This window comes from Azospirillum sp., assembly GCF_050789165.1.
In genome coordinates this window covers 46,345-61,307 of the sequence record NZ_JBOZRT010000005.1, presented here as the reverse complement: position 1 = coordinate 61,307, position 14,963 = coordinate 46,345, and the positions used below count along the sequence as shown (strand labels likewise).

Here is a 14,963-nt window from a genome sequence, read left to right as displayed (position 1 = left end):
CCTGCTCGTAGCTGGTGACCAGGCACGGCATGAGGCCGAGGTTGGTCTCCGGCACCTCGCCGCCGGCGTAGGGCATCGGGTAGAGCGACAGGTCGAGCGCGCCCTTGCGCATGGCGCTGAACTGCGCCAGCGTCTTCATCAGCGACGAGCCGGGGTACAGCTCGAACCTCAGCTGTCCGGCGGTGCGCTTCTCCACCTCGGCGGCGAAGCGGCGGCACATGCGGTCGCGGAAATCGCCCTCGTCGAGGGTGCCGCCGGGGAACTGGTGCGAAATCTTCAGCACCTTGGCGTCGGCGGCCCAGCCCAGGCGGCTGGCCGCGACGATCGCCGGGGCGGCCAGCATGCCGCCCAGAACCGTGCGTCGGGTCGTGGTCATTGTCTTGTTTTCCTCCCAGCGCCGCTGCGCCCGTCTCACGCGGGCTCGTCGCGGCTCGACATCGTCACCATAACCGATGATGCGGACACGATACTATTCGTGTTTGCCGCATCTTCTGTACGATGTATGCCGGGGCCGGGAGGTCAGTAGTGCGGCGGCGGCCGGTCGTCCTGCGGCGAGCGCTCGGCCCCGGCCTCCAGCAGCATCAGGCGCTCCCGCAGGCGGCGGACCTGGGCGGTCAGCAGGTCGATGGCCCGCCCCTGCTCGAACACCACGGACGACAGCTCCTCGGCCATGCGCTCGTGGTGGGCGAGGCGGCTTTCCAGGTCGATGAGGCGGCGTTCGACGGCCTTGTCCATGCGGGCGCTCCCGAGGTTGCGGGGCGCAGCTTTAGGCGAAGCGGCGTGACGGCGCAACGCCGGCGCTGTTGTGCCGGCCATGAGACTGGACTGGCTGACCGATCCCGCCAAGGAACGCGCCGCGCTGAGCGGCGCCGATCCGCACGCCCTGACCGCCGCCTGCGCCCTGATGGCCGCCGCCGAGGGGGCCGATCCCGCCGGCATCCGCGCCCGCCTCGACGGCCTGGGCGACGCGCCCGCCTTCGACGCGACCCTGGAGCGGCTGCGCGGCGACGCCGCCGTGGCGGACGAGGAGGCGCTGGCCGCGGTGCGCGCCGTGAAGGGCGACGCGGAGGCCGCCAAGCGCGTCGCGCGGGGCTGCTGCGCGCTGGCGAGCGCCGACGGCGACCTCGCCCCGGCGCAGGCTGACGCCGCCCGCCGGATCTGCGAGGCGCTGAACCTCAGCCCGACGCAGTTCGGCCTGTAAGAACGCGCTTGACCTTTCCATCGCTGGAAGCCTGAGGCTTGGGACAGCAACCCATGGAGGACCACATGCTGAAGCTGAAAGTGAAGGGAATGACCTGCGGCCACTGCGCCCAGACGGTGACCAAGGCGGTCGAGGCGCTGCCGGCCGTGGAGCGCGCGGTGGTCGACCTGTCTGCCGGCGAGGTCGCGGTGGAGGGCGCCGCCGGCGAGGCGGCGGTGCGGCAGGCCATCGAGGACGCCGGCTACGAGGTGCAGGGCCTCGCGGCGTGACGCACCTCTCCTCTGCGTTTTGCCCTTGACCTTCCCATGATTGGAAGGCCCATCTGATGGGGCAGCACGACACGAGGAGAGCCATCATGGCCGAGACCGCTGCGCAGACCCGCCCCGCCCCCGACTTCGACATCGGAATCGAGGGGATGACCTGCGCGTCCTGCGTCGGGCGCGTGGAGAAGGCGATCCGCAAGGTGCCGGGGGTGGCCGAGGTGTCGGTCAATCTGGCGACCGAGAAGGCCCGCGTCACCTTCGCCGACGGCGCGGCCAACCCGCAAGGCGTGGTCGCCGCCATCGAGGCCGCGGGCTACCAGCCGGCCTCGGCCGCGTTCGACCTGCAGGTCGGCGGCATGACCTGCGCGTCGTGCGTGGCGCGGGTCGAGAAGGCGCTGAAGAAGGTGCCGGGCGTCACGCAAGCGAGCGTCAACCTCGCCACCGAGCGTGCCCACGTCGCCGGCCACGGCCTCGCGCTCGCCGACCTGATCGCCGCCGTCGAGCGCGCCGGCTACGAGGCGGCGCCGGTGGCGGAACAGACCGCCGCTACCCCGCCCGCGGAGGCCCGCAGCGGGCGCGAGCTGCGCCACGTGCTGATCGCCGCGGCGCTGTCGGCGCCGCTGGTGGTGGGGATGGTGGGCGACCTGCTGGGCGCTCCCCTGATGCTGCCCGCCTGGGCGCAGTTCGCGCTGGCGACGCCGGTGCAGGTCTGGCTGGGCTGGCGCTTCTACGCGGCGGCCTGGAAGGCGGTGCGCGCCGGGGCCGGCAACATGGACCTGCTGGTGGCGCTGGGCACCTCGGCGGCCTGGGGGCTCAGCGTCTACACGTGGCTGACGGCGCACGCCGGGCACACGCCGCACCTGTATTTCGAGGCGTCGGCGGTGCTCATCACCTTCGTGCTGCTCGGCAAGTGGCTGGAGGCGCGCGCCAAGGGCCAGACCGCCGCCGCCATCCGCGCGCTGATGGGCCTGCGGCCCGACACGGCGCGGGTGCGGCGCGGCGGCGCCGAGACCGAGATTCCCGTCGATCAGGTGCGCGTCGGCGACATGGTGGTGATCCGCCCCGGCGAGCGCGTGCCGGTGGACGGCCGCGTCGTCGAGGGCGCCGGCAGCGTCGATGAATCCATGCTGACCGGCGAGCCGCTGCCGGTGGAGAAGGCGGCGGGCGCCCCGGTCACCGGCGGCTCGATCAACGTGGACGGCCTGCTGACCGTCGAGACGACCGCGGTGGGCGCCGAGACCATGCTGGCGAAGATCGTCCGGCTGGTGGAGGGCGCGCAGGCCTCCAAGGCGCCGATCCAGCGGGCGGTGGACCGGGTCAGCGCGGTGTTCGTGCCGGTGGTGCTGGGCATCGCGCTGGCGACCTTCGCGGCGTGGTGGGCGCTGGGCTATGGCGTCGAGGCGGCGGTGATCACCGCGGTGTCGGTGCTGGTCATCGCCTGCCCGTGCGCGCTGGGCCTCGCCACGCCGACCAGCATCATGGTCGGCACCGGCGCCGCCGCCCGGCACGGCATCCTGATCAAGGACGCCGAGGCGCTGGAGCGGGCGCACGCCGTCACCGCCGTCGCCTTCGACAAGACCGGCACGCTGACCGAGGGCAAGCCGCGCGTCACCGACCTGATCGCCGCGGACGAGGCGGAGCTGCTGCGCCTCGCCGCCACGCTGCAGCAGGGCAGCGAGCACCCGCTGGCCCACGCGGTGCGCGAGCGGGCGGCCGGGCAGGGCCTCGGCAGCCTGGCAGATTTCAAAGCGCTGGCCGGGCGCGGCGTGTCGGGCGTGGTGGACGGGCGGCCGGTGCTGCTCGGCACCCGCCGTCTGATGGCCGAGAGCGGAATCGCCGACGCGGAGCTGGAGGCGCGCGCCGCGCTGCTGGAGTCCGACGGCCGCACGGTGTCGTGGCTGGCGGCGGACGGGCGGGCGCTCGGCCTGATCGCCTTCGGCGACACGGTGAAGGCGGCGGCGCGGAGCGCCGTGCGGGCGCTGCACGACCAGGGCATCGAGGCGGTGATGGTCACCGGCGACAGCCGGGGCGCCGCCCAGGCGGTTGCAAGCGAGTTGGGCATCGACCGCGTCTTCGCCGAGGTGCTGCCCGGCGACAAGGCGGCCGTGGTGGCGTCCCTCAAGGCCGAGGGCAAGGTGGTGGCGATGGTCGGCGACGGCATCAACGACGCGCCGGCGCTGGCCGCCGCCGACGTCGGCATCGCCATGGCGACCGGCACCGACGTGGCGATGCACACCGCCGGCGTCACGCTGATGCGCGGCGACCCGGTGCTGGTCGGCGGCGCCATCGACGTGTCGCGGCGGACCTATTCGAAGATCCGCCAGGGCCTGTTCTGGGCCTTCATCTACAACCTCGTCGGCATTCCGCTGGCGGCGCTGGGCCTGCTGAACCCGGTGCTGGCCGGCGGCGCCATGGCCTTGAGCTCGGTCAGCGTGGTGCTCAACGCGCTGACGCTGCGGGGGTGGAAGCCCCGGGGGGATCGGTGATGAACATCGGGGAAGCCGCCAAGGCGTCGGGCGTCAACGCCAAGCTGATCCGCTATTACGAGTCCATCGGCCTGATCCCGGAGGCCGGCCGCACCGCCGCCGGCTACCGGGTCTACACGGCGCAGGAGGTGCGCATCCTGCGCTTCGTCAAGCGGGCGCGCACGCTGGGCTTCAGCATCGAGCGCATCCAGGCGTTGGTCGGCCTGTGGCGCGACAAGCACCGCGCCAGCGCCGAGGTGAAGCGCATCGCGCTGGAGCACGTGGACGAGCTGGAGGCCAAGATCGCCGAGATGCGCGCCATGGCCGACACGCTGCGCGAGCTGGCCGACGCCTGCCACGGCGACGACCGCCCGGACTGCCCGATCCTGCGCGACCTGGAGGAGGCCGGGACGGCCTGCTGCGGGCACGGCCAGCCGGCGTGAGGCCAACCGTCACGCCGGCTGCAACGCGGCGCGCGCGGTGCGCAGGACGGCCTTCGTGATGTCGGCCAGCGTGCGGCTCGCGATGCGGCTGCGCTGCCAGAACAGCGGCACGTCCAGCGGCTGCTCCGGGACGAGAGCGGCCAGCCGCCCGTCGCGCAGGTGTCCGGCCACCAGCATCTCCGGGTTCATGCCCCAGCCGAGCCCGGCCAGCGCCGCGTCGACGAACGCCTGCGACGAGGGCAGCCAGTGGGTCGGTGAGGCGATCTCCGTTCCGAACGCCTGCCGGGTCCACTGCGCCTGCAGCCGGTCCTTGCTGTTGAAGGTCAGGCGCGGCGCGCGGGCGAGGGAGGCGCCGTCCACTCCCTCGGGGAAATGCCGGCGGACGAACGCCGGGCTGGCGGTCGCGACGTAGCGCAGGGCACCCAGAGGCGTGCTGTCGCAGCCCTGCACCGGCTTGACGCTGGCCGTCACCGCCGCCAGGACCTCGCCCCGGCGCAGCCAGTCGGCGCTGTGCTCCTGGTCGTCGAGGACGAGGTCGAACAGGCAGTCCGGCGTCTCCGCCATCGCCGCGACGAACCATGTGGCGAGGCTGTCCGCGTTTACCGCGAGGCGCACGGTCACCGGCGGCGCGTCGTGCCGGATGTCCGGAAGCCCATGGCGCAGTTCGCTTTCCAGGAGCGCCACCTGCTCCGCGTGCTGGCACAGGCGCTGGCCCGCCGGCGTGCCGGTGCAGGGGCTGCCCCGCACCACCAGGATCGTCCCCAGCCGCTCCTCCAGGAGCTTCACGCGCTGGGACACCGCCGAGGGGGTGACGTGGAGCTGCTGCGCGGCCCGTTCGAAGCTGCCGGTGCGGATGACGGCCGCCAGCGCGGCGAGCAGCGCGTAATCCAGCATGGATTGAATCGGCTTTCTGTTCGGCGTGAACGTTTTGTTCCGTCATCCCCGCGAAGGCGGGGATCCATAATTTTCAATGCGTTATGCCATGGCAGTTATGGATCCCCGCCTTCGCGGGGATGACGATGAAGGACGTTGCGGCGGCTTGGGAAAGCTCATTAGCGTTCCTTAACTCAGGAAAGGACCTTTAATTATTCTAATCCAGGCGGCCGTGCTAGCGGAAGGACATCGCCACCGGAAGGGTCCGCCATGCTGTCCGCCTTCGTTCCCGGCCTGCTGCTGGGCCTCAGCCTGATCGTCGCCATCGGCGCGCAGAACGCCTTCGTGCTCCGCCAGGGCCTGCGTGGCGAACACATCCTGGCGGTCTGCCTGACCTGCGCGGTGTCCGACGCCGTGCTGATCGTGGCGGGGGTCGGCGGCTTCGCCCAGGCCAACGCCTGGGTGCCCTGGCTGGAGACGGCGACGCGGTACGCCGGTGCGGCCTTCCTGCTGGCCTACGGCCTGCGCAGCTTCCGGGCGGCGGTCCGCGCGGACGGCGCGCTGACGCCGGCGGCGGCGGTTCCGCCCGGCCTCGGCGCGACGCTGGCGACCTGCCTCGCGCTGACGTGGCTGAATCCGCACGTCTACCTGGACACGGTGGTGCTGGTCGGCTCGGTGTCCACGCAGTTCGCGGCGGGCAAGCACGCCTTCGCGCTCGGGGCGATGACGGCGTCCTTCCTGTTCTTCTTCGCGCTGGGCTACGGCGCGCGCCTGCTGCGGCCCGTCTTCGCCCGGCCGGGGGCGTGGCGGGTGCTGGATGCCGGCATCGGCACCGTCATGTGCGCGATCGCCGCAACGCTGGTGGTGCGGGCCTGACGGTTGCGGCTGCGCGCCGGCTGCGCTATAGGGGGCACCGCGTTTCATCCGAGTTCGGATATTTTGCCATGACCACAGACACTTTGGCGGCCGATCGGGCCCACGTCCGCCGCGCCACCGCCATCGGCGGCTTCGCGATCCTCCTGTGGTCGACGCTGGCGCTGCTGACCACGCTGTCGGGGGACATCCCGCCGTTCCAGCTGGTCGCCATGTCCTTCGTCCTCGCCTTCCTGGTCGGCACCGCGGCGGCGGCGGCGCGCGGGCGCAGCGTGGTGGCGCCGCTGCGCCAGCCCTGGCCGGTGTGGCTGCTGGGGGTGGGCGGGCTGTTCGGCTACCACTTCTTCTACTTCCTGGCCTTCCGTCTGGCGCCGGACGCGGCGGTCGAGGTCAACCTGCTGAACTACCTGTGGCCGCTGCTGATCGTGCTGTTCTCGGCGCTGCTGCCGGGGCACCGGCTGACCGCGGGGCACGTGCTGGGCGGGCTGCTCGGGCTGGCCGGGACGGCGCTGCTGGTGACCGGCAAGGGGCGCGGCCTGAGCATCGAGGCGGCCTACCTGCCCGGCTACGCGTCGGCGGCGGCGTGCGCGGTGGTGTGGTCGGCCTATTCGGTGCTGTCGCGCCGCTTCGGCCACGTGCCGACCGAGGCGGTGGGCGGCTTCTGCCTCGCCACCGCGGTGCTGGCGGGGCTGTGCCACCTGGCGTTCGAGGCGACCGTGGTGCCGGGGGCCATGGAATGGCTGGCGGTGCTGCTGCTCGGCACCGGGCCGGTGGGCGCGGCGTTCTTCGTCTGGGACCACGGGGTGAAGCGCGGCGACATCCGGGCGCTGGGCGCCCTGTCCTACGCGACGCCGCTGCTGTCCACCTTTCTGCTGATCCTGTTCGGCCGCGCCGAGGCGGGCTGGACCGTGTGGGCGGCCTGCGGGCTGATCGTCGGCGGCGCGGTGATGGCGAGCTGGGACATGCTGCGGCCGCGGGGATGATGGGGAGCGACGGAGGACTCCGGCGCCAACCGCATCCCGACGGTCAGGGGCATTTCACGTTCAGGAAGTTCTCCGGGAAACGGGCCTGCGGATAGCATCTTTTGTCGATCTTCGCGCGAGCCAGATTCCTGGCCTTCCGGAAATCCGCGCGGCTGAGGTCGGCTCCGCCGAAATCTGCTCCGGCGACGTCCGCGTCGTCGAAGATCGCCCCGCTCAGCCCGGCGCTCTTGAAGCTGGCTTTTCTGAGATTCGCGCCGGTAAAGTTCGCCACGTGATCGTAGCGCATCCAATCCCACCAGCAATCCTTCGAGGTCAATTCTTCCGACCAGCCGTGCTCCTTCTCGTCGTCGCATGAGCTGTTCGGGTCGGCATGGTGATTGCCGCTCTTGGATTGTCCGAAAGCCATCCAGTCGCCAAAGGACGTCCCGTCGAAAAAGGCACCTTCGAAGTTCGCATAACGCATATCGGCACCCAGCAGCACCGCTCCGGAAAACCACGCGCGCTGGTATCCGGTGCTGCCATGAAAGTTCGGGCGAACGAGGGTGAGGTGCCTGAAGTCCACCACGCGGAAGCGGTTGTCGTCGCTCACGGTGCGCCAGCCAAGGACATTGATCGCGGCCTGCACGTCGGGCGTGATGTTCGCGTAATGCACGGCGTCCTGGCGTTGAACCAGAGGCGGTTCCTGTCCGGCGTGCTGCTGCACATACAAAAGGAGGGTTGGGAATACGGTTTGGTCGAGATCGGCCGAAACCGTGACGATGCTTCCCATGGAATATATGGCGGAGGTCTTGTCCACGACCGACTCATGGGAGAGCCTGGAGATATAGGAGTCCAGCTGAGATATGGAATCCTTCCTTAGCCGGTCTGCCCGGTCCTGCGATTCCTTGCTGGCCTTTTCCGATCCCTCATCAATGTCTTTGTAGACGCCATAGGAAAAGGCAATGACCGCCCCAACGGCTGTGGCCGTCGCGGAAAGGATGGTTCGATGGCGATCTTCCGCCTCGCCGCGCTCCTTGTCCGTCGCGTATGTCCTGTCTTTCGTCAATCGCGCGGGAACATACAGATACATGACCGCGTAAAGTGCGGAAAACACCGCCACGCCGATGAAGAGATAAACCACCATGGCGCTCTCGCTTGGCTCGTCGCGATCGCCAAGCTTTTCATGAATCAGGCGTGGTCGCAATAATACGCTGTATATTGGTCTTTAGGCGTGCCTTACGCATACGCCGCTGGGGCGGTGAATACTGTGGTATGTTTGCGAACTCTTGAGGAGCGTGGCCACGCGCCGTTACCCCGGCTCCCAGCCCTCCGGGGCCATCTCGAACCCGGCGAACTCGAACGCCGGGGAGACGGTGCAGCCGACCAGGACCCAGCCCTCCAGCGGGCGCGCCGCCTGCCAGGCGTGCGGCGGCACCACGGCCTGCGGGCGCTGGCCGCCCGGAAGGTCCATGCCCAGCACGTGCCGCGTCACCGTGCGGCCATCCTCGCTGACCGACAGCTCCAGGGCACCGCCGGCGTGCCAGTGCCACATCTCCACGGCGTCCACCCGGTGCCAGTGCGAGCGCTCGCCGGCGCGCAGCAGGAAGAAGATGCCGGTCTTCACGCCGCGCCCGCCGTCCCCGGCGGTGTGGCGGTAGGTCTCGACGTAGTGGCCGCCCTCGGGGTGCGGCTGCATCCCGAGGGTGGCGATGATGCGCTCCGGCGTCAGCGGCTCCGTCATGGTGTCGACCTGGGCGTCAGGCCGGCGGCATGGTGCGGCGGAAGCTGTCGCGGTCCGAGGCCTTGTCGAACCACGCCGTGAGCTTCGGCCGGCCGGGGCGCCAATCCTCGCTCGCGAAGCGGAAGTCGAGGTAGCCGAGCGCCGCCAGGATCGCCAGCGTGCCGATGGTCGGGTTCGGCGGCAGCATGTCGGCGAAGGAGTTCAGCGTGTCGCAGGCGCGGGCGACGGCGACGCGCTGCCGCTCCATCCAGGAGGGCGACTTCTCGCCGTCCGGGCGGTTGCCCTCCAGGCGGCGCAGGATGGCGGCGTCGCAGATGCCGTCGGCCAGCGCCTGCTGGCGCAGCGCCGACCAGCGCGCCGGGCCGGGGGCCGGGAACAGCCGCGGGCCGTCGTGCAGGGTGTCCAGGTACTCGCAGATCACCGGGCTGTCGTACAGCGTCGGGCCGGCCGGCAGGATCAGCGCCGGCACCTTGCCCAGCGGGTTGTCGTTCGGCAGGTCGGTCTCCGGCGACCAGGCGTCGGTGTTCTCCAGCTCGATCGCGGAGTCGAGGCCGCATTCGATGGCGACCATCATCACCTTGCGCACGTAGGGCGAGGTGGCGCTGTAGCGCAGCTTCATGGGGTGTGTCCCTCCCGTTGTCGGACGGGGATCTTAGAGCACGAGGGAAGCGGCGGAAACCCTCAGAACCGGTCCTTGCGGCCGCGGATCTCGGCGAACACCGCCACCGGGTCGGCGCCGGCCATGCCCACCGCCGCCTGCACGGCCGGATCGTCGGCGCGCAGGAACGGGTTGGTGCGCTTCTCCGCGCCCAGGTCGGCGGGAATCGTCGGCTCGCCGCGCTCGCGCTGCCCCGTGATCGTCGTGAGGCGGTCGGCCAGCTCGCGGTTGTCCGGATCGACGGTGACGGCGAAGCGGGCGTTGGACAGCGTGTACTCGTGCCCGCAGTACACGCGGGTGTCGTCGGGAAGCGCCCGCAGCCTGGACAGCGAGTTCCACATCTGCGCCGGGGTGCCCTCGAACAGCCGGCCGCAGCCCAGCGCGAACAGCGTGTCGCCGCAGAACAGCGCGCCGGCATCGGCGAAGTGGAAGGCGATGTGTCCGGAGGTGTGGCCGGGCACCGCGATGACGCGCGCCGCGTGCGAACCGAACGATGCGGTCTCGCCATCCTCCAGCGCGATGTCCATATCCTGGATGCGGTGGGAGTCGGCGCGCGCGCCGATGACCGGGCAGCCGAAGCGTTCCTTCAGCGTCCGGTTGCCGCCGACGTGGTCGGGGTGGTGGTGGGTGTTGAGGATGTGGGTGAGGCGCCAGCCGCGCCGCTCCAGCTCCCGCAGCACCGGGGCCGCGTCGCCGGGGTCCACGACGCCGACATTGTCGCCGTCGCGGATCAAATAGATGTAATTGTCGTTGAACGCCGGAACGAGGTGGATTTCCATGGTCCTGCTGTCCTCCCCTTGGATCTGCGCCAAACCGTGAGCGTCATGTACACCGATATTGTCGACCTCCGGGAGTTCTACGAGTCCAGCCTGGGCCAGGTGGCGCGGCGCATGGTGCGCCGGCGCATCCGCCAGATGTGGCCGGACCTCCGGGGGCAGATCGTGCTGGGCGTCGGCTACACCACGCCGTTCCTGCGCCCCTTCCGCGACGAGGCCGACCGGGTGCTGGCGGTGATGCCGGCCTCGCAGGGGATCAGCTTCTGGCCGCGGGAGGGGCCGAACGTCGTCTGCCTCAGCGACGAGGCGGAGCTTCCCTTCGGCGACATGTCGGTGGACCGCGTGCTGCTGGTGCACGGGTTGGAGGGCACCGAGCAGCTGCGCCCGATGATGCGCGAGATCTGGCGGGTGCTGGCCGGCGGCGGGCGGCTGCTGGCGGTGGTGCCGAACCGGCGCGGGCTGTGGGCGCGCGCCGACTGGACGCCGTTCGGCCACGGCTTCCCCTATTCGCCCTCGCAGCTCAAGCAGGTGCTGCGCGACACCATGTTCGTGCCGGAGCGCACCGGGCACGCGCTGTTCATCCCGCCGGTGCGCTCGCGCTTCCTGCTGCGCTCCGCCCCGGCGTGGGAGGAGGTCGGCGAGCGCTGGTTCAAGGCCTTCGCCGGCGTCACCATGATCGAGGCGTCCAAGCAGATCTTCGCCGGCGTGGCGCGCCGGGCGCAGCCGGTGAAGCGCCGCCTGATCGTGCCGCTGCCCGGCGGCGCCGCCCCGGCGGCCCGGCGCCTGCGGCCGGACGGCGCGTAGGCTCCCGTCCCGGTCGGCAGGTATGCCGTTTGCTGGCCCCGGCCATGAGCGTAGGTCCGCCGTGGCATCGCGCCCGTTTCACTAAAATTTAATTAGATGCCTAATTTATAGGCTGGGTGCGCAGTGACGGGCCTCCGGCCGGTTGGGAGAAGGGCGATGTCGTTGAACAACGTGCGGGTTGTGAACAAGATCCTGCTGACGCTTGCCTTGGTGGCGGTTCTCGCCCTGGGCTTGACCGGCGCGGCGCTTGTTGCGCTGAAGGGCATGGACCGGAACTACACCAAGCTCCTCGACGGCGAGGCCACGGCCTCGCTGTGGCTGGCGCGGTCCAATTCGCTGCTGAACGCCACCGCGCGCGACGTCTACCTCATGATCGCCGAACAGGACGAGGCGAAGGTGCGCAAGGCGGCCGAGGCGCTGGACAGCGACGCCCGGGGCACGATCGAGCGCATGGAGAAGGCCCTGGTGGCGCTGCCGGACCTCCGCGCCGACGCGCAGACCCTGCGCCAGAGCATCGAGGGGCTGAAGCGCGTCGCCGACGAGGTCAAGCTGGACGCCCTGAAGAACAACGACGCGGCGGCCCAGCGGGTCGTGGCGGAGCGCTTCGACCCGGCCTACATGGACGCCCGCCTGATGTTCCGCGCGCTGATCGACCGCGTCGACCGGCAGCTGCAGGCCGCGTCCGACCAGGTGACCGTCGACGCCAACGCCGCCAGCACCTGGATGCTGATCGTCGCCGGCGTCGGCGTGGTGGTCTGCTTCGGCGTGGCGATCCTGCTGGCGCGCCGGACCATCGCCGCGCCGATCGAGCGGATCACCGTGACCATGCACGACCTCGCCGCCGGCAAGCTGGACGTCGCGGTGGACGGCGCCGAGCGCGGCGACGAGATCGGCGGCATGGCCCGGGCCGTCCAGGTCTTCAAGGACAACGCGGTGGAACGCGTCCGCCTGGAGGCGGCGGCGGCCGAGGAGCGCCAGGGCAAGGAGCGGCGCGCCGCCGAGGTCGAGCGGCTGATCCGCTCCTTCGAGCAGAGCGTGAGCGGCATCCTCGCCACCGTGGCCTCCGCCACCACCGAGCTGGAGCGCACGGCCGAGAGCATGACGGACACGGCCCACCGCACCAACGAGCGCGCCACGGCGGCCGCGGCGGCGGCCGAGGAGGCCTCGACCAACGTGCAGACCGTGGCGTCGGCGACCGAGGAGCTGACCGCGTCCATCGGCGAGATCAGCGCCCAGGTGGCGCGCTCCACCTCCATCGCCAACCAGGCGGTGGGTGAGGCCGACCAGACCAACGCCCGCGTCCAGGGTCTGGTGGAGCAGGCGCAGCGGATCGGCGAGATCGTCCAGCTGATCAACGACATCGCCAGCCAGACCAACCTGCTGGCCCTCAACGCCACGATCGAGGCGGCGCGGGCCGGCGAGATGGGCAAGGGCTTCGCCGTGGTGGCGAGCGAGGTCAAGCACCTCGCCAACCAGACCGCCAAGGCGACCGAGGACATCGGCCAGCAGATCGCCGCCATGCAGGGCGCCACCAACGGCGCCGCGCAGGCGATCGGCGGCATCGGGCGGACCATCGCCACGGTCAGCGAGGTGGCGACCTCCATCGCCTCGGCCATCGAGGAGCAGGGGGCGGCGACCTCGGAGATCGCCCGCAACGTGCAGGAAGCCGCCGGCGGCACCCGCGCCGTCAGCACCAACGTCGCCGACGTCAGCGAGGCGGCGACGCACACCGGCGCGGCGGCCTCGCAGGTGCTCGGCGCGTCGGGCGAACTGGCCCGGCAGGCCGATCACCTGAAGGGCGAGATCGAGCGCTTCCTCTCCGGCATCCGCGCCGCGTGACCGGCTGTCCGGGACGCGCATGTATCCCTGCGCTCTCCTTAACCGTCATCCCCGCGAAAGCGGGGATCCAGCGAGTCCGGCAACTCCTTGATTGTGCAACGTTCCCTGGATCCCCGCTTTCGCGGGGATGACGGGAATGGTGACGTGGACGGGATTGCGCAAAGCCCCATCGGGGGAGGGGCCTTCACGTCTTACCCCCGCATCTGCCGCAGAACCTCGCCGACCCGGTCGCCGAGGCCGGTGACGCGGCTGGTCAGGCCCTGCGCCAGGGAGCCCAGCTGCTCCAGCGTGTCGGTAGCGCCGGCGACGGAGCGCTCGGCGTCGGCGATGCTGCGGCCGGCCCGCGCGGCGTCGTCGCGCGAGCGGCCCAGGTCGCTCGACACCGCGGCGGTCAGGCCGGCCTGCTCGCCGATGGCCGAGGCGACGGTGTCGTTGATGCCCTGGATCGACTGGATGGTGCCGTGGATGCGCGACAGCGCGTCGTCCACCGCCGCGGTCTCGCGCTGCAGGTTGGCGACCTGCTCGGCGATCTGCTTGGTGGCGTCGGCGGTCTGCCGCGACAGCGCCTTCACCTCGTTGGCGACCACCGCGAAGCCCTTGCCCGCCTCGCCCGCGCGGGCGGCCTCGATCGTGGCGTTGAGGGCCAGCAGGTTGGTCTGGCTGGCGATGGCGTTGATCAGCTTGACCACGCTGGCGATCTGCTCGGCCGCGGCGCGCAGCGAGGTCATCACCGTGGTCGCGCGCTCGGAATCGGTGGTGGCGGCGGCGCTGATCTCGCGGGCCTTGGCGGTGTCCTGGGCGATGCGGTCGGCGGTGGCGGTCAGCCGCTCGACGCTGGCGGCGATGCTGCCGACCGAGGTCTCCAGGGCCCGCGCCGCGGCGCCGGCCTCCGCCGACTGGCGGCGCACCTCGCCGTTGGCGCTGCGCACGCCGCCGACCGCCTGGTCCAGGCGCCGGGCGACGTCCGCCGCCTCGCCGACCACGCCGCCGACGTCGCGCTCCAGCCGGCCGGACAGTTCGCGCAGCAGCTGGCCGCGCTGCGCTTCGGCCACCTCGGCGCGGATCATCGAGGACGCCCACTGCCGGGCGATGCGGGCGTAGCGCTTGGCCTGCTCGACCGGGCCGGCGACGCCCAGGCTGCCGATGCGCTGCCCGTCGAGGTCGAGCGCGCAGTTGAAGCCTTCGCGCATGATGCCGCCGGAGCGCGCCGCCTCGTCCTTGCTGACCGCGCGCTCGTCGATGCGGCGCGCCATGATCTCCGCGGCGGTGGCGTGCGTCTGGCCGACGCGCTCGCGGGCCGAGGAGGCGATGATCGTCCCGCCCGGGCCCATGAAGGAGACGGTCACCTCCAGTTCGCGGGCGATGTGGTCGCAGATGTCCTGGGCGATCTTCGCGCTGAGTTCCACGGCGTTGCTCCCTATGCGTATCGTGGTGCTACTTTAGTCGGTGCGCGTTAACGGCGTGTTGCGGTTGTACGCAAAAGGAGCGGCGATGGGAAAGGTGCGTGTGCTGGTGCTGCCGGGCCTCGGAGGGTCGGGGCCGGACCACTGGCAGAGCCGGTTCGTGCGGGAGAATCCCGGCTTCCAGCGGGTCGAGCAGGCGGACTGGGACCGGCCCGACCGCGCCGCCTGGATCGCCGCGCTGGAGGACGCCGTGACCGCGGCGCCCGAACCCGTGGTGCTGGTGGCGCACAGCATGGCCTGCGCGCTGGTGGCGCACTGGGCGCGCGAGGGCTCGGCCGGCCGTGTCGCCGCCGCCATGCTGGTGGCGCCCTCCGACGTGGAGTCGGACACGCGGGTGCCGCCGGAGGTGCGCGTCTTCGCGCCGATCCCCACCGACCCGCTGCCCTTCCCGGCGGTGGTGCTGGCCGGCCGCAACGATCCCTATTGCGCCGTCGAGCGCGCCTGCGGTTTCGCGGCGCTGTGGGGGGCGGACTTCATTGACGCCGGCGACGTCGGCCACATCAACGTCGCCTCCGGGCACGGCCCCTGGCCGGAGGGCGAGCGGCTGCTGAAGGACCTGATCAAGCAGGCGGAGGGGTGACCCCCCTCTCCCCTCGAGGGAG

General features: G+C 71.3%; 16 protein-coding genes and 1 pseudogene. 9 read left to right on the top strand and 8 right to left on the bottom strand.

What is annotated here, in order from left to right; translation table 11 throughout:
* Both ACRWK7_RS00395 and ACRWK7_RS00390 read right to left on the bottom strand, forming a co-directional pair.
* Positions 1-376: pseudogene (locus ACRWK7_RS00395) on the bottom strand (TRAP transporter substrate-binding protein DctP); the annotation flags it as partial.
* Positions 377-519: 143 nt separating this feature from the next.
* The gene (locus tag ACRWK7_RS00390; protein WP_431854181.1) at positions 520-735 is read right to left on the bottom strand and encodes a SlyX family protein; all 216 of its coding nucleotides are present in this window, start codon (positions 733-735) and stop codon (positions 520-522) included.
* Positions 736-814: 79 nt separating this feature from the next.
* Between ACRWK7_RS00390 and ACRWK7_RS00385 the strand changes: the two genes are divergently transcribed.
* The 4 genes from ACRWK7_RS00385 to cueR all read left to right on the top strand — a co-directional run bounded on the left by ACRWK7_RS00385 (position 815) and on the right by cueR (position 4,372).
* Positions 815-1,201, top strand: a complete 387-nt coding sequence (locus ACRWK7_RS00385; RefSeq protein WP_431854180.1) for a TerB family tellurite resistance protein — start codon at positions 815-817, stop codon at positions 1,199-1,201.
* Between the two features lie 65 nt (positions 1,202-1,266).
* The gene (locus ACRWK7_RS00380) at positions 1,267-1,470 is read left to right on the top strand and encodes a heavy-metal-associated domain-containing protein (protein WP_431854179.1); all 204 of its coding nucleotides are present in this window, start codon (positions 1,267-1,269) and stop codon (positions 1,468-1,470) included.
* An 86-nt stretch (positions 1,471-1,556) separates the two neighbouring features.
* A complete protein-coding gene (locus tag ACRWK7_RS00375; protein WP_431854178.1) occupies positions 1,557-3,950 on the top strand; it encodes a heavy metal translocating P-type ATPase in 2,394 nt (797 codons plus the stop codon).
* Complete coding sequence (cueR, locus tag ACRWK7_RS00370) at positions 3,950-4,372, top strand: Cu(I)-responsive transcriptional regulator (protein WP_431854177.1); 423 nt, start codon at positions 3,950-3,952, stop codon at positions 4,370-4,372. The genes ACRWK7_RS00375 and cueR overlap by 1 nt, the downstream gene beginning before the upstream one ends.
* Positions 4,373-4,381: 9 nt before the next feature.
* On the opposite strand, the gene ACRWK7_RS00365 is transcribed toward cueR, so the two are convergent.
* The gene (locus ACRWK7_RS00365; RefSeq protein ID WP_431854176.1) at positions 4,382-5,266 is read right to left on the bottom strand and encodes a LysR family transcriptional regulator ArgP; all 885 of its coding nucleotides are present in this window, start codon (positions 5,264-5,266) and stop codon (positions 4,382-4,384) included.
* Between the two features lie 249 nt (positions 5,267-5,515).
* Here ACRWK7_RS00365 and ACRWK7_RS00360 point away from each other — a divergent pair, with 249 nt between their 5' ends.
* Together ACRWK7_RS00360 and yddG are read left to right on the top strand one after the other, a co-directional pair.
* Positions 5,516-6,121, top strand: coding sequence for a LysE/ArgO family amino acid transporter (locus ACRWK7_RS00360; protein ID WP_431854175.1), 606 nt, complete (start codon positions 5,516-5,518; stop codon positions 6,119-6,121).
* 68 nt (positions 6,122-6,189) lie between these two features.
* Positions 6,190-7,101, top strand: coding sequence for an aromatic amino acid exporter YddG (gene yddG / locus ACRWK7_RS00355; protein WP_431854174.1), 912 nt, complete (start codon positions 6,190-6,192; stop codon positions 7,099-7,101).
* Between the two features lie 43 nt (positions 7,102-7,144).
* Here the strand turns inward: yddG and ACRWK7_RS00350 are convergent, their stop codons facing one another.
* From ACRWK7_RS00350 to gloB, 4 genes are all read right to left on the bottom strand, one after another.
* The gene (locus ACRWK7_RS00350; protein ID WP_431854173.1) at positions 7,145-8,224 is read right to left on the bottom strand and encodes a pentapeptide repeat-containing protein; all 1,080 of its coding nucleotides are present in this window, start codon (positions 8,222-8,224) and stop codon (positions 7,145-7,147) included.
* Between the two features lie 165 nt (positions 8,225-8,389).
* Positions 8,390-8,821: a cupin domain-containing protein gene (locus ACRWK7_RS00345; protein WP_431854172.1), complete on the bottom strand. Its 432-nt coding sequence runs from the start codon at positions 8,819-8,821 to the stop codon at positions 8,390-8,392.
* 16 nt (positions 8,822-8,837) lie between these two features.
* Positions 8,838-9,440, bottom strand: a complete 603-nt coding sequence (locus tag ACRWK7_RS00340) for a glutathione S-transferase N-terminal domain-containing protein (protein ID WP_431854171.1) — start codon at positions 9,438-9,440, stop codon at positions 8,838-8,840.
* Between the two features lie 62 nt (positions 9,441-9,502).
* Positions 9,503-10,258, bottom strand: a complete 756-nt coding sequence (gene gloB / locus ACRWK7_RS00335) for a hydroxyacylglutathione hydrolase (protein WP_431854170.1) — start codon at positions 10,256-10,258, stop codon at positions 9,503-9,505.
* A gap of 45 nt (positions 10,259-10,303) precedes the next feature.
* On the opposite strand from gloB, the gene ACRWK7_RS00330 reads away from it, so the two are divergent.
* Both ACRWK7_RS00330 and ACRWK7_RS00325 read left to right on the top strand, forming a co-directional pair.
* Positions 10,304-11,059, top strand: coding sequence for a class I SAM-dependent methyltransferase (locus tag ACRWK7_RS00330; RefSeq protein WP_431854169.1), 756 nt, complete (start codon positions 10,304-10,306; stop codon positions 11,057-11,059).
* 156 nt (positions 11,060-11,215) lie between these two features.
* Positions 11,216-12,898, top strand: coding sequence for a methyl-accepting chemotaxis protein (locus ACRWK7_RS00325; protein WP_431854168.1), 1,683 nt, complete (start codon positions 11,216-11,218; stop codon positions 12,896-12,898).
* A gap of 191 nt (positions 12,899-13,089) precedes the next feature.
* Here ACRWK7_RS00325 and ACRWK7_RS00320 read toward each other — a convergent pair whose 3' ends face one another.
* Positions 13,090-14,304, bottom strand: coding sequence for a methyl-accepting chemotaxis protein (locus ACRWK7_RS00320; protein ID WP_431854167.1), 1,215 nt, complete (start codon positions 14,302-14,304; stop codon positions 13,090-13,092).
* 85 nt (positions 14,305-14,389) lie between these two features.
* On the opposite strand from ACRWK7_RS00320, the gene ACRWK7_RS00315 reads away from it, so the two are divergent.
* A complete protein-coding gene (locus tag ACRWK7_RS00315) occupies positions 14,390-14,941 on the top strand; it encodes an RBBP9/YdeN family alpha/beta hydrolase (RefSeq protein ID WP_431854166.1) in 552 nt (183 codons plus the stop codon).
* Positions 14,942-14,963 lie beyond the last annotated feature (22 nt).